Origin of the sequence: Enterococcus sp. AZ141 (assembly GCF_051714385.1) — a bacterium.
Classification (GTDB): Bacteria; Bacillota; Bacilli; order Lactobacillales; family Enterococcaceae; genus Enterococcus_D; species Enterococcus_D entomosocium.
Genome location: NZ_JBIORT010000001.1, coordinates 133,258 through 147,770, shown reverse-complemented (window position 1 = coordinate 147,770; position 14,513 = coordinate 133,258). Strand labels below are relative to the sequence as shown.

The 14,513-nt window shown below is 42.6% G+C and carries 14 protein-coding genes; 11 read left to right on the top strand and 3 right to left on the bottom strand.

Annotated elements, in window-relative coordinates:
* Nucleotides 1–94: 94 nt before the first annotated feature.
* Nucleotides 95–1,330 carry an aminopeptidase gene (locus IGI89_RS00790; RefSeq protein ID WP_140965672.1) on the bottom strand — a complete coding sequence of 412 codons (1,236 nt, stop codon included), beginning with the start codon at nucleotides 1,328–1,330 and terminating at the stop codon, nucleotides 95–97.
* 231 nt (nucleotides 1,331–1,561) lie between these two features.
* On the opposite strand from IGI89_RS00790, the gene IGI89_RS00785 reads away from it, so the two are divergent.
* On the top strand, nucleotides 1,562–2,137 hold the full coding sequence (locus tag IGI89_RS00785) for a TetR/AcrR family transcriptional regulator (protein WP_005228861.1): 576 nt from the start codon (nucleotides 1,562–1,564) through the stop codon (nucleotides 2,135–2,137).
* A 54-nt stretch (nucleotides 2,138–2,191) separates the two neighbouring features.
* On the opposite strand, the gene IGI89_RS00780 is transcribed toward IGI89_RS00785, so the two are convergent.
* Nucleotides 2,192–2,638, bottom strand: a complete 447-nt coding sequence (locus IGI89_RS00780; RefSeq protein WP_005237258.1) for a flavodoxin — start codon at nucleotides 2,636–2,638, stop codon at nucleotides 2,192–2,194.
* Between the two features lie 176 nt (nucleotides 2,639–2,814).
* Here IGI89_RS00780 and map point away from each other — a divergent pair, with 176 nt between their 5' ends.
* The 8 genes from map (at nucleotide 2,815) to IGI89_RS00740 (ending at nucleotide 11,038) form a co-directional block, all read left to right on the top strand.
* On the top strand, nucleotides 2,815–3,579 hold the full coding sequence (gene map, locus IGI89_RS00775; RefSeq protein ID WP_005228863.1) for a type I methionyl aminopeptidase: 765 nt from the start codon (nucleotides 2,815–2,817) through the stop codon (nucleotides 3,577–3,579).
* Between the two features lie 79 nt (nucleotides 3,580–3,658).
* The gene (locus tag IGI89_RS00770) at nucleotides 3,659–4,582 is read left to right on the top strand and encodes a YihY/virulence factor BrkB family protein (protein ID WP_005237256.1); all 924 of its coding nucleotides are present in this window, start codon (nucleotides 3,659–3,661) and stop codon (nucleotides 4,580–4,582) included.
* 19 nt (nucleotides 4,583–4,601) lie between these two features.
* Nucleotides 4,602–5,822 carry a glycosyltransferase family 4 protein gene (locus tag IGI89_RS00765; RefSeq protein ID WP_061053869.1) on the top strand — a complete coding sequence of 407 codons (1,221 nt, stop codon included), beginning with the start codon at nucleotides 4,602–4,604 and terminating at the stop codon, nucleotides 5,820–5,822.
* Nucleotides 5,823–6,108: 286 nt separating this feature from the next.
* The gene (locus IGI89_RS00760; RefSeq protein WP_438735126.1) at nucleotides 6,109–7,095 is read left to right on the top strand and encodes an aldose epimerase family protein; all 987 of its coding nucleotides are present in this window, start codon (nucleotides 6,109–6,111) and stop codon (nucleotides 7,093–7,095) included.
* Between the two features lie 141 nt (nucleotides 7,096–7,236).
* Nucleotides 7,237–7,683, top strand: a complete 447-nt coding sequence (locus IGI89_RS00755; protein ID WP_008377382.1) for a CopY/TcrY family copper transport repressor — start codon at nucleotides 7,237–7,239, stop codon at nucleotides 7,681–7,683.
* A gap of 37 nt (nucleotides 7,684–7,720) precedes the next feature.
* Nucleotides 7,721–7,930 carry a copper chaperone CopZ gene (gene copZ / locus IGI89_RS00750; RefSeq protein WP_005237251.1) on the top strand — a complete coding sequence of 70 codons (210 nt, stop codon included), beginning with the start codon at nucleotides 7,721–7,723 and terminating at the stop codon, nucleotides 7,928–7,930.
* 118 nt (nucleotides 7,931–8,048) lie between these two features.
* The gene (locus IGI89_RS00745; RefSeq protein ID WP_438735124.1) at nucleotides 8,049–10,409 is read left to right on the top strand and encodes a heavy metal translocating P-type ATPase; all 2,361 of its coding nucleotides are present in this window, start codon (nucleotides 8,049–8,051) and stop codon (nucleotides 10,407–10,409) included.
* A 101-nt stretch (nucleotides 10,410–10,510) separates the two neighbouring features.
* Nucleotides 10,511–11,038, top strand: a complete 528-nt coding sequence (locus IGI89_RS00740; RefSeq protein WP_005237249.1) for a type II toxin-antitoxin system Phd/YefM family antitoxin — start codon at nucleotides 10,511–10,513, stop codon at nucleotides 11,036–11,038.
* Nucleotides 11,039–11,198: 160 nt separating this feature from the next.
* Here the strand turns inward: IGI89_RS00740 and IGI89_RS00735 are convergent, their stop codons facing one another.
* On the bottom strand, nucleotides 11,199–11,918 hold the full coding sequence (locus IGI89_RS00735) for a DUF2087 domain-containing protein (RefSeq protein ID WP_034872475.1): 720 nt from the start codon (nucleotides 11,916–11,918) through the stop codon (nucleotides 11,199–11,201).
* 178 nt (nucleotides 11,919–12,096) lie between these two features.
* Between IGI89_RS00735 and IGI89_RS00730 the strand changes: the two genes are divergently transcribed.
* Nucleotides 12,097–13,266: a pyridoxal phosphate-dependent aminotransferase gene (locus IGI89_RS00730; RefSeq protein WP_438735122.1), complete on the top strand. Its 1,170-nt coding sequence runs from the start codon at nucleotides 12,097–12,099 to the stop codon at nucleotides 13,264–13,266.
* 187 nt (nucleotides 13,267–13,453) lie between these two features.
* The gene (locus IGI89_RS00725; protein WP_016619830.1) at nucleotides 13,454–14,362 is read left to right on the top strand and encodes a phosphate ABC transporter substrate-binding protein PstS family protein; all 909 of its coding nucleotides are present in this window, start codon (nucleotides 13,454–13,456) and stop codon (nucleotides 14,360–14,362) included.
* Nucleotides 14,363–14,513 lie beyond the last annotated feature (151 nt).

Genomic DNA, 14,513 nt, shown 5'->3' with positions numbered 1-14,513 from the left:
AAGCCAGCTGATTACTATGAAAAAAGCCGCCGGTTCTCAATATTCTATGTAAAAAGAAGACCGAGGGGAGCTACTCCACCTCAGCCTTTTTTTATTAAGCCCAATCACCATTGCGGAAGACAGGAACTGTGGTGCCATCTTCTTTGATGCCATCGATGGACATTTGGTCAGAGCCGACCATGAAGTCTACGTGGGTTTGGCTGCGGTTTAAACCAGCCGCTGCCAGTTCTTCTTCACTCATCTCAGTGCCGCCTTGTAAGCTGAAGGCATAAGCAGAGCCTAAAGCCAAGTGGTTTGAGGCATTTTCATCAAACAACGTATTGAAGAAGATGATGCCAGATTGTGAGATAGGGGAAGGGTCAGGGACTAAAGCGACTTCACCTAAAGATTTCGCTCCTTCATCGATCGCTAGCAATTTGCCTAACACTTCTTCGCCCTGTTCCGCAGAAAAGTCCACGACTTTGCCGTCTTTGAAGGTGAACTTCATCCCAGAGATGATGGTGCCTGCGTAGCTCAATGGTTTCGTACTTGAAATATAGCCATCGATGCGACGATTATCTGGGGCAGTAAAGACTTCTTCTGTTGGCATGTTCGCCATGAATTTTTCATTGCGGGTATTGTAACTGCCAGCACCTTCCCACAAGTGGTTTTTAGGCAAACCGATGATCAAATCGGTACCAGGTGCCGTATAGTGCAGAGCACTGAATTGTTCTTTGTTTAATTCTTCGGCTTTAACTTGCAAGGTTTCATCGTGTTTTTTCCAAGCTGCGACAGGATCTTCTTCATAGATACGCGTCGTTTTGAAAATTTGATCCCAAAGCTTGTCTTGTGCTTCTTCAGGGGAAGCATCAGGGAATACTTTTTGGGCCCAATCTTGACCAGCCGCCGCAACCACAGTCCAACTGACTTTGTTGGCTTGTGTTGCTTGACGCAATTTCATCATCGCTTTACCAGAAGCTGCTTGGAAGGTTGCCACTCGGTCTGAGTCGACGCCCGCTAACGCATCTGGATTCGCGGAAACGACACTGATACGGCTGGCACCTTTTTCAACCCAGTCTTCCGTTTGATCAATTTTGTGCTGAGGAATCGTAGACAAACGATCTTCGGCCGCATGAGTCAGAAATTCTTTTTGGATCTCATCGTCGGTCCATTGGACGATTACTTCGTCTGCACCTAATTCATACGCTTTTTTCGTTAATAGGCGAGCTAAAGGTGCTTGGTCCACGGCGATTTGGATGACGATCGTGTGCCCTTTTTGGACATTTACGCCAACTTCAGTGATCAGTTGGGCATATTTTTCAAGGTTCTGATTAAAGTTTGGTAAAACCATTAAAATTCCTCCATTTATTCTAAATTTATAACTGTCTTCATGATAGCACTAAGTATTTTTGAAAACAAACGAAAAAGTGAGCAAAAAAACAGTGGCCTTCAAATTGAAAAACTGGAAACACTAAGGGCAATAAATTTAAAAGTTTTTTTGCAAACTTAAAAAAACATGATACAATAAGTAAAAGGTATTTCTGAAAGCGATGTATAGCAGAATTAAGGAGATTAAAAAATTATGGCAAGAAAGAAAACTATTACTAGAGACCAGATTTTAAAAGCTGCCTATGAAGTTGTCGCAACCGAAGGATTTACACGTTTTACCGCACGCAATATCGCAGCGAAGATGAAATGTTCAACGCAACCGATCTACTTAGAATTTAAAAATATGGATGACTTAAAAAATGCATTGATCAATCAGATTTACGACTACTTAGCGACAGAAGTTTTTCCAGTTGAAAGACGGGGAGATGTCATCGTTGACTTAACGCTAAATTATATTGGCTTTGCAAATAAAGAAAAACGATTATACCGAGCGCTATACTTAGAAGAGCATGGTGGTGGGGATTCCATGCAACAGTTTTCATTTGACCTTTTTGTGAAATCAGTGAAAAAAGAACCAAAATATCAAGATCTATCTGATGTAAAATTACAATCTTTGCACACCGGTGTCTGGATCGTCGCTACCGGCTTAGCGGCATTGATGTCTTCGGGAATCATTCATCCGACAGAAGATCAGATTGCTAAGCTGATGACGGAAACCACCGATAATATTTTAGCAAGAGAAACACCCATCGATATCAGTTATCATTAAGCAAACAATAAACCTCTGACAGAATCAATTGATTTTGTCAGAGGTTTTCTTGTTTTATTCAGCGAATGCTTCTGCTAGTTTTTTGGCAAAGGCTTCTAAGTTTTGAATATCGTCTTCTTCTGCAGCCAAGTCAACTTTGACGCTGTCAGCTCCTTTTGTCGCACCAGTTTTGCTAAAGGCGGCTTCAAAGTCGTCAACGGATTTACAAAAGTCATCATAAAAAGTATCACCGGAGCCGCAGACTCCAAAGATTTTGCCGCTTAAATCAAGTTCTTGCAAATCTTCATAAAAATCGACGATCTCATCCGGTAGCTCCCCGTCTCCATATGTATACGTTGCGACGATACAGATATCGGCATCTTCAAAGTCATCTGCATCCACTTGGGTACACTCATTCATTTCTACTTCCATGTCAAGATTTTCAAGGGCTTCAGAAACGATATCCGCAATTTCTTCCGTATTCCCCGTCATGCTTGCATAGACGATTTTTGCTAAAGCCATGGGCTTTTTCCTCCAATCTAATTCCTATTCTCAAGGAAAACTCTCTTACAGATTATAGCAAATGCACGAAAGTTTGAAAACAAAACTTGAAAAACTCTTTACAATGTCTGTGAATTTTGTAAAATAAGGGATTTCTATGGTAAAATAAGAGGAATTTAATTAAGGGAGACGAGAACATGATTACATTAAAATCTGCCAGAGAAATTGACCGCATGGCCGAATCCGGCGCGCTGTTAGCAGATGTCCACAAACAATTACGCAGTTTCATCAAACCAGGTATCACGAGTTGGGATATCGAAGTGTTTGTCAGAGATTATATTGAAAGCCACGGCGGCATCGCTGCCCAAATTGGTTTTGAAGATTACAAATATGCCACTTGCTGCAGTATCAATGATGAGATTTGTCACGGGTTTCCTCGAAAAAAACCATTGAAAGACGGCGATCTAATCAAAGTCGACATGTGTATTGATTTAAAAGGCGCCATTTCTGATTCTTGTTGGAGTTATGTCGTAGGGAACTCGACGCCTGAGATTGATCGATTAATGGAAGTAACCAAAAAAGCATTGTATCTAGGAATCGAACAAGCGCAAGTGGGCAACCGAATCGGTGACATCGGTCATGCCATTCAAACCTATGCGGAAAAAGAAGGGTACGGGGTTGTGCGTGATTTCGTAGGACACGGCATTGGCCCAACGATCCATGAAAGTCCGATGATCCCTCACTACGGAGAAGCCGGCAAAGGGTTACGTTTAAAAGAAGGAATGGTCATTACCATCGAACCTATGATCAATACAGGGACGTGGAAAATGAAAATGGACCCTAATGGCTGGACCGCCTATACTCTAGATGGTGGCTTAAGCTGCCAATATGAACATAGTTTGGCGATCACCAAAGAAGGTCCGAGAATTTTAACTTCTCAAGGAGAAGAAGGAACCTACTAAATTTTATAAGTAGGAGACTTCTGGTTGTTACGTATGACAAAGAAAAAAAGGCAGATGATTCGCTGGCGGAGGAAGAAACATGAAAATCGTTGATAAAGTAAAAAGCAATCAAAAGCTGATGCGTTTCATCGAAACGACGCAAAATAGAATAACTGATTCAGAAATGGGGACCACTTCGGTCGTCGTGGCCTACTATTTATTGCTTTCACTTTTCCCGTTAATGATTGCGCTGGGGAATCTTTTGCCTTATTTATCAATTGATCCGAACACGGTTTTATCTTATGTACAGGAATTGATCCCGAATCAAATCTATGATTTTATCGGCCCAGCGATCGAAAACCTCCTCACCACAAGCTCTGGCGGACTGTTATCGATCTCCGCCTTGGCTGCGTTGTGGTCTGCGAGTCAAAGTATCAATGCCTTGCAAATTGCGATGAACAAAGCCTTCGGTGTGGACCAGCGTTCCAATTTTATCGTGGTGCGCGCAGTATCATTTGTGATCATCCTGCTCTTTATGATTGCGATCGTTGGTGTTACGATGGTATTTGGGCTTGGAAAAATCATTCTTGATTTTTTGCAGCCGATTTTTAAGTTTCAAGACAATCTGATCGATACGTTCCAAACAGTCAAATGGCCAGTCACGATCGTTGCTTTGCTGTTTATCATGATGCTGATCTATTGGTTAGTGCCTAATGCAAAGGTCAAGTTGCGTTCGACTTTGCCGGGGGCGATCTTTGCAACGATTGGCTGGATGTTGCTGTCACAAGTGTTTGGCTTATACGCCCGTTACTTTGCTGCGAAAATCATTGGCTATCAAATTATTGGAAGTTTTATTGTTTTAATGATCTGGTTGAATCTTGCTGCGACGATTATTATCTTGGGTGGAATCATCAACGCAGTGGTAGAAGAGTATGTATCAGGACAAGAGATCAAAGAACGAACAGATCCTGTTCAGCGGATTTCTTCGAAAATCGAAGATACATTTACCAATAAAGAGAAATAACGGAAAGCGAGAATAAACGATGGATTTTGCATTCAAATTTGTAATGCGCTTATTTATAACAATGATCGTGTCTTTATTATTGACACCGGTCATCAAATTGATATCTTGCAAGATTGGTGCAGTTGATCGTCCAGGAGAGCGTCGGATCAATACGAAGACTATGCCTTCAGCTGGGGGATTAAGTATTTTTTTAGCCTTTTCCTTTGCGCTGCTTTGGGAATTTCGAACAATGATTCCTTTCGACTTCGTTTGGCCGATTCTTTTAGGTGCAACAATAGTGGTGATTACAGGATTGCTCGATGATATATTTGAACTGTCGCCAATGCAAAAATTAATAGGTCTGACATTTGCAGCGCTGGAAATTTATTTCGTTGCTGGAATAAAAATCAGCACAGTCACGATTCCTTATTTTGGCTTTATTGATCTGGGATGGTTTGCATTGCCTATGACTTTGATTTGGATACTGGCAATTACCAATGCGGTGAACTTAATCGATGGTCTCGATGGTTTGGCGAGCGGCGTCTCTATTATCAGTTTGACGACGATAGGGATTATCAGCTATTTCTTTCTGCCGAATTTTGTGGAAGTACCAATGGTCATTTTTACTTTGATCGCAGCAATCATCGGTTTCTTTCCATATAATTTTTATCCAGCAACCATTTTTCTAGGAGATACCGGTGCATTGTTTTTAGGGTTTATGATCTCGGTCCTCTCTCTACAAGGATTGAAAAACGCAACTTTTATTTCTGTTCTGACGCCCATGTTTATTCTCGGTGTACCAATCACGGATACTGTTTATGCGATGATCCGAAGAAAGTTTAATAAACAGAAGATTTCCTCTGCCGATAAAATGCACTTGCATCATCGATTGTTGTCGTTAGGATTTTCTCATCGCGGCACAGTGTTAACGATCTATGCCTTAGCATTAGTCTTTTCTTTTATTGCTTTACTAATGAATTACGCGAGCAATACAGCGATTGTTTTATTAATCATTAGCACAGGTTTTGGAATTGAGCTGTTTATTGAGCTGATCGGATTAGTCGGTGAAAATCGTCAACCACTCATGTGTGCGTTAAAGTTTCTGGGAAATCGGCGATTCAGACAAAGTGTACTAACTAAACGTGCTGAAAGAAGAAATGCTGATCAAGAAAAAGAAAACAAAGATTTAGCTGCTAATGTTTCTCAGACTAAAGAAAAGCGACGAAAGAGAAAACATTACCAAGCAAAACACAAAAAATAAACGATACAATTGCGGCATAGGAGCCCAACAGGCGAAGCGAATGTGATTGATTATTGAAGAAAAGACAGGAGCAGCCAGCGCTTCTCCTAGTACTTTCTCTCACGATCAGCTGACCATGATTCAATCAACCAGTTGGGCATTCTTGCCGCTTTTTATTTGTGTGAAGACGGCCCGGCATAAAATGAATGCTTACTGAATCCGTCCGTCTTGAATTGACGGATCTAGCCCTTAACGGCTATACTTAAAAAGAGTAGCAGACTAAACAAAGAAAGAAGGATATGAACGAATGCCAAATGTGAAACAAACGACCTCAGAAAAAATGGGAACGATTTATGAGCTTTCCAATGATAGCGGTACCATCGTAAGGCTGAGTCCCGAAGGCGCACGCTTATTGGATTGGGTCGTTCCAGTAGAAGAAGGCCGCGACATTGTGGTCGGTTATGATACGATCGAAGGACATCGCCAAGCACGCTATTATGGTGCAACGATCGGTCCAGTAGCAGGAAGGATCGCAGGTACCCGCTTTGAGGTTGAGGGGCAAGAATACCAAACGGAGGACAATGATGGCGGCAATACGCTTCATGGTGGTTCAAAGGGGCTGGACACGGATATCTGGATCGCTGAAACTTTTGAGGAAGCAGACAGAGCCGGCGTGGTTTTTACTACCTCACGACAAGATGGCGACGGCGGCTTTCCAGGAAATGTTCGTTATCAAGTCACCTATACGTTGACTAATGACAATGAACTATTGCTTGCATATGACGCTAACACAGACAAAGCGACTTTATTTAACCCAACGAACCACGGTTATTTCAATTTGACAGGTGATACCCAACAGTCGATCGATGACCACTTGGTTCAAATCAATGCCGAACATGTGGCTGAAACGAACGATGACGTGACGACGACCGGTGAAAAAACGCCTGTCGCAGGCACAAAGTTTGATTTTAGACAAGAACGCCCAATGGGAACGACCATGTTGGATGATCCATTCTTATTGGATCATGAGCAAGAGTGGGATCTGAAAGTAACCAGTCCCGATCAAAAAGTGCAGCTGACTGTAACTACTGACCGTCCTGCTGTTGTTATTTACACAACAGGTGAGGGAGAAGCTGGGGCCCAAATGAAGACCGGTCCTTTTGCCAAACATGGCGGGATGGCGATCGAAACACAAGGTGTTCCTGGCTCTGAGAAATTCACCCACTTTGGTGAGATCGTGCTGCGCCCAGAAGAACCCTTCCACTCTGTGACGACGTATCAGGTCCACTTTTAAACGTTGGAACCAAACCATTTTTAACGAAATAGAAAAAAGCATTGCCAAAATGCAGAAAGTTTGGCGATGCTTTTTTTTGACAAAGTGCGATTACAGATGTAAACTTAAAAATGTGAATCAGTTATGAAAGGAAGTGGACAAATGCAATCAGTGGTCGAACCAATCAAAATCAGCGATTCTGAATGGGAAGTCATGCGTGTGATTTGGACATTGGGACAATCCGATGCGAAAGAGATCACCGCGTTGTTAAGCGAAAATAAAAATTGGAAAGCAGCGACAGTCAAAACGCTTTTAGGACGACTTGTTAAAAAAGGCGTATTGAAAACAGAAAGCCAAGGGAAAAAGTTTGTTTACTCGCCACTTGTTTCAGAAGAAGCCACTGTTCGCAGTGCAGCTGAGAATCTTTTTTCTCATATTTGTGCCAAAAAAGTCGGACAAACATTAGCAGAAATGATCCAAGAAGCAGCATTGACGGCAGAAGATTTGGCGATGCTCCAAGCAGCAGTCGACCAAAAAGTGCCAGTAGCAGCGATTTCGTGTAATTGTATTCCTGGTCAGTGCCAATGCAAAACCCATGCAACAAAATAAGTAGCCAACAAACTGTTAAAAGAAATGAGGAATAGTAATGAAAAAAAATATGCAAATCAGCGGAATGAATTGCGCCCATTGTGCCGCAAAAGTTGAAAAAGCCTTAAATGAAGTACCGGGTGTGAAAAAAGCTAAAGTGGACTTGAAAAAAGCTCGTGGGACGGTCAAATTTGACGAGTCGCAAGTGACAGAAACAGCCTTAATCAGTGCAATAACTGAAGCTGGTTATCAAGGTGTTTTTGAATAAGCGATGCAAACGCTAAAGTGATAAGGAGAAAAATCTAGAAAGTCCAGCCGCTTGAAGCTTTTGTATGAAGGCGCAAGACTGTACGGATATTCAGTGAAATAGGAAGGGGAATACTAGGATGAATCAGAAAAAAACGTCACCTGCAGACAATCGTCAGACGTCAAGCCATCATAGGCATGAACCTAGGAATGAGCAGGATAATAAAGGGCAAGAAGGACTCACACACCCACAGGCGGAGGAAGTCCCTGAGCCCCGAAGCCATGAGATGAATGGGGTGGATCATCAAGGGGCGACATCAAAACTGCAGGAGCATGAAAGCGCCGATAGTAACCATGCTCACATGGATCATGAGGTTTCCAGTATGGACCATAGCCACATGGATCATGAGGTTTCCAGTATGGACCATAGCCACATGGATCATGAGATGTCTGGCATGGATCACAGCCACATGGATCATGAGATGTCTGGCATGGATCACAGTCATATGGATCATGAGATGTCTGGTATGGATCATAGTATGCATATGGGAAATTTTAAGCAAAAGTTTTGGCTATCCTTGGTTTTGGCGATTCCAATCGTCATTTTATCACCAATGATGGGTATCGAATTGCCCTTTCAGTTCACGTTTCCCGGCTCAGATTGGGTTGTATTGATTTTAGGAACGATCCTGTTTTTCTATGGGGGGCAGCCGTTTTTAAGTGGTGCAAAAATGGAATTGAAACAAAAAAGCCCAGCCATGATGACTTTGATTGCTATGGGGATCACGGTTTCTTATTTTTATAGTCTTTACGCGTTTATCGCTAATCATTTTCTTGCTGTTCCTCATGTAATGGATTTCTTCTGGGAACTAGCGACTCTGATCGTGATCATGTTGTTGGGGCATTGGATCGAGATGAATGCCGTTTCTAATGCCGGCAATGCATTACAGAAATTAGCAGAACTGTTGCCAAAAGAAGTGATTCGGAAAAATGCAGATGGATCAGAAGAACAGATTCCATTAGAAGAAGTGACCAACAAAACACAGCTGATCGTTCGCTCAGGAGATAAGATTCCTACAGACGGAACGATTCTTGAAGGGGAAACAACGATCGATGAGTCGGCAGTTACCGGTGAATCCAGACGGGTACCTAAAACCATCGGCAGTACTGTCATTGGAGGATCTGTCAACGGCAATGGTACCATTACGATGGAAGTCACAGGGACTGGCGAAGACAGCTATTTGGCAAAAGTCATGGAAATGGTACGAAAAGCCCAAGCTGATAAATCCCGCTTAGAAGCACTTTCGGACAAAGTGGCGAAATGGTTGTTCTATATCGCCTTAGTTGCTGGTGTTTTGGCCTTTGCTGTATGGCTGTTTGTTGCTGACCTACCGACTGCTCTTGATCGAATGGTCACGGTATTCGTCATTGCCTGTCCCCATGCGTTAGGCCTAGCGATTCCCCTCGTCGTGGCTCGTTCAACATCGATCGCTGCCAAAAACGGCTTGCTCTTAAAAAATCGCAACGCACTGGAGAATGCGCATCATGTTGATTATCTGATCCTCGATAAGACCGGTACGTTAACAGAAGGAACGTTTACCGTAACTGGCATCGAGGCGACAGGCAGCCTTTCTGCATCAGAAGTACTAGCTTACCTAGCAGGTCTTGAGAAAACCGCCAATCATCCGATCGCAGAAGGCATTTTAGCCCAAGCAGAAAAGGAAAACATCACAGCCAAAAAGGCGACTGATGTTCAAACAAGGACGGGTATTGGTCTGGAAGGCGTAATCGATGGACAAAAGTGGTTGATCGTCAATCAAAAAGGATTGGAGCAATTAACCATCCAGTATCAAGGGAAATCCTTGAAAAATTATCAAGAGCAGGGCAATACCATTAGCTATTTGGTTCATGACAGCAAAGTGGAAGGAATCGTCGCATTAGGGGATAAGGTGAAACCAGAAGCGAGTCAATTTATTCAAAAAGTGAAAGACTTAGGCATCACGCCAGTTATGGCTACTGGGGACAACCAAGAAGCGGCGCAAGCCGTAGCCGATTACCTAGGAATCGAAGCCTTCCATGCGGCAATGTTACCAGACGATAAAGAACGTCTAGTCAGTGACTATGTCAAAGAGGGCAAGCGCGTCGTAATGGTAGGCGATGGGATCAATGACGCCCCAAGTCTTGCAAGAGCGACGATCGGGATTGCGATCGGAGCTGGAACCGATGTAGCGATCGATTCAGCCGATGTCGTTTTGACGAATAGCGAACCTCAAGACATCTTGCACTTCTTGACTTTGGCGAAAAAAACAAGGCGCAAGATGATTCAAAATCTCTGGTGGGGCGCAGGATACAATATTTTTGCTATTCCTTTGGCAGCTGGCGTGCTCGCACCAATCGGGATCATTTTGAACCCAGCTGTCGGAGCTGTCTTGATGTCTATGAGTACGATCATCGTTGCCATCAATGCAATGACCTTATCAATCGAAAAAAGCGGCGATTAGCCGCTTTTTTGTTTCTTTTCCTAGGAGCAGTGAAATACCTCTATAATCTGCTTCTGGATTTATGCTATAATGTGTTCGTTGAGACAAGGAGGACGTTGATTATGGAACTGAAGAAGTTGGATGTTCCCACTACTTCAATTACTGAAGTAAAAAAATCTCCGATGGATGTATTTAATCAAGCGCGAGAAGCAGGAACAGCAGTATATGTATTCAATCGTGAAAAAGTGGCGGGGGTCATGTTGACACAAGAGCAGTACGAAACGTTATTGCAGGAATTAGATTATTTGCGTCAGCGACCGCTGATGGAAGAAGAGCCTGAACAGCCGCCAGTGGCAGGGCTAGAAGAATTCTTACAAATCATGCGGCAAGCACTGATCACCGGTGCCAGCATCTCGGCAAAAAATTTAGATGAGCGGATGGTGGCGTTAGGCTTCATCACTCGTAAAACAGGTTTTGGCGGTGTCGTCGACATGGTGAACGAATTGAAAGAAACAGGCAAGATTGTTTATCAGTTGCGCAAAAAACAAGACGGCAAATCGGTGACTGCTGAAGTCATTGGGGAACAAGACAATCAAACGCAATTATTTGATAAATTGATCATCAAAAAAATCTTTCTAAAAGAAAAATAAACGCTGGAACTTGTCCCAGCGTTTCAGACAGTAGACAAAGTACGGGTGTTTTCGTACTTTGTCTTTTTTTGTAAAAAACTGGAGCTTGTTAACTTATCAAAACTGTGAAAGATACTGTCCATCCAACCAACAAAAATTCCATCCAACTACAGACTGGGTTTTAAGTCAGCCAGTAAGTTTTCCCGTCTTTCGTCCGTTGCATAAATCCATACTCGATCAAATATCGTCGGACAGTGACATAATCGGTGATCGCTTGTTTTAATACATCGTTTACGGCAGCTTCTGAATAATTTTTCTTCGGATCAAATTTTTGTGCCAGCACACTTAAGACAACGATCTTGCGCTTTTCTTTGCTCGGAAACTGTTTGATAAACCCCGCTTCATCAAAATAAGTAGCAATGATCTTTTCTCTTTCACTAGCCGTAATGGCATAGCGATCATCAAGCATCGTCGCCCCTTTGTGAGGCGGCAGCAACGGGGTTTCTTGCAACAAGGACATGATACTTAGAAAAACAGTCGCTTGTCGCTGCTTTTCTTTTAGCTTAAAGCGATGATTCCTGACAGTCGAAGAAGAGATACCTAAGCGCTGGGCAATCACAGTATCGCTAACATCTTGGGCAAACAGTTGTAAAATCTCCTGCTGGCTTTCTGATAAGCCTGTTTGTTCTTTGGGTAAAGCCAATAATGCGGATAAAACGGTTCCGTGATGCTCAGTGATATGCTGTATCATTCGTTTTTTTGCCGTAAAAAAGGCGCCATCAACGGGATAGATTTCTTCTTTGTCGAAGGTCTCCTGACAAAATACGCAACAATAATCCGTTGTTGTTTCGACATATCCTTGCTGATAATCAGAAATGGTAAACTCTTGATAAGGTTTCATTTTGGGTTATCCTTTTTTTGTTTGATTATATACTAACATAAAATGTTTTTGTTTGTAAATAAGCAAACGGAATTGTGGTTATTAGATAAATTTCATCCGTTGCTTAAAATCGTCGCCTTTTTGTGTTAGGATTAACAACAATAGCGAATGAATTTGCTTAATTCAAAGGAGTGATACTATGGCAGACGTAAGCCAACGCTTCAATCACGAAGTGTACAATATAGCTGTTTCATTGATTCGTAAATTTGATGAACGGGTTTCTTCAATTCCTGATATTTTAAAGTTAACGTTAGGCGAGCCGGATTTCAACACACCGGAGCACGTGAAAAAATCGGGTGTCCAAGCAATCGAACAAAATTTCAGCCACTATTCTGGAATGGCAGGCTTAGCAGATGTTCGGCAAGCAGCCAGTCTCTTTTTGAAAAATAAATATCAGCTTGATTACGACTTTCAATCAGAAGTATTAGTGACGATCGGTGCAACGGAAGCAATCTCAGCTTCTTTATTAGCCACGTTAGAACCTGGCGATAAAGTGATTCTACCAGCACCAATTTATCCAGGCTATGAACCAGTCATCCATTTAGCTCATGCCAAACCGATTTATCTTGATACGACGGATAATGACTTTGTTTTAGCGCCAGAAGTTTTGGAAGCAGCCTTAAAAGAACATGGGGAGCAAGTCAAGGCAGTCATTTTAAATTATCCTAGCAATCCAACAGGGGTCGTTTATAACCGAGAACAAGTCAAAGCATTGGCAGAAGTTTTAGAAAAATACCCCGTTTTTGTTATTAGCGATGAAATTTATAGTGAGTTGACTTATGATGAAACCCATGTGTCCATTGCTGAATACTTGCGGGATCAAACGATCGTGATCAATGGCTTGTCGAAATCTCACGCGATGACTGGGTGGCGCGTCGGCTTCATTTTTGCACCAGAAGCGTTGACTGCTCAGATCATTAAGGTCCACCAATACTTAGTGACTGCGGCATCAACGATTTCTCAAAAAGCCGCAGTGCGGGCATTGATCGAAGGCATCAATGATGCAGAAGTCATGAAAGCCGATTACCGTGAACGCCGAGATTACTTGTTTGAAAAGATGACTGCCCTTGGTTTTGAAATGGCGAAGCCATCTGGTGCATTCTACATTTTTGCCAAAATACCAGCAGGTTTCAACCAAGATTCCATGGCTTTTTGTGTCGACTTAGCCGAAAAGAATCAATTAGCAATCATTCCTGGGATCGCCTTTGGTCCCGAAGCAGAAGGCTATGTTCGTTTAAGCTATGCGGCAAGTATGGAAAACTTGGTGGAAGCGATGGATCGCTTGACACGCTATATGCAAAGCAATTGATTCTACAAACGTTTCTTTCGTTTTTAGATAAAGTAAGCCCCCTCTGATGGATTCAGTGGGGGCTTTTATAGGCAATCGACGAACTTTACAAAAGATTTACATCGCTTTATCGATTCTTTACATGAAATCCATCAAGGGTTTACACCGCCTTGCTAAACTAAGCATATAACGAAAGGAGATTTACTAAATGAAAAAATTGGGACTTTTATTTTTTGCAACTGGATTATTATTAGCTGGCTGTGGGAGCGGTGGCGCAAGCACTGAGAGCAGTCAAGCATCAGGCGGATCTTCATCAGGTGCCGCATCAAATGAAAATGTAGAAATTTTAGCTGTGGGCTCAACTGCATTGCAACCCTTGGTTGAAGCAGCAGGTGAAAGCTTCTCAGCAGACAATCCCAATTATACAATTACGGTTCAAGGTGGCGGTAGCGGAACTGGCTTAAGTCAAGTAGAAGCAGGCGCGGTGACGATCGGCAATTCCGATGTGTTTGCGGATGAAAAAGATGGTGTGGATGCTAGCAAATTAGTTGACCATAAAGTAGCTGTAGTTGGTATGGCACCAGTGGTAAATAAAGACGCAGGCGTTACGGACCTTAGCCAACAAGATTTAATCGATATCTTTACAGGCAAAGTGAAGAATTGGTCTGAACTAGGCGGAGCAGATCAAGAAATCTCTGTAATCAACCGCGCATCAGGTAGCGGTACGAGAGCGACCTTTGAAAAATGGGGCTTAGATGGTGCAGAGACGATCCAAACACAAGAGCAAGATTCTTCTGGAACAGTCCGTAAAATCGTTGCTGAAACACCAGGAGCAATCAGCTACCTTGCTTTATCCTATTTGGACGATTCGATCCAAGCGCTATCTCTTGATGGGGTAGAAGCGACTCCTGAAAATATTGCAGATAACAAATGGCCAATCTGGTCTTACGAGCATATGTACACGAACGGCGAGCCAGATGAAAACGTCAAAGCGTTTCTTGATTACATCATGACAGACGATGTCCAACAAGGAATCGTTATCGAATTAGGTTACTTGCCAATCACTGATATGAAAGTAGAACGCAGTGTAGACGGCGAAGTAACGAATGTTGAATAGTGAAATGAATGGACGAAGAAGGAGGAATCTCCTTCTTTTTTTGTTTAAACAATCAAGAAGATACTATCGGATGGCACTTCATCTAGTGGGGAATACCAACTAAAAATGATTACAAAAACAGCCGATAACCTTTATTCACCTGTTATCGGCT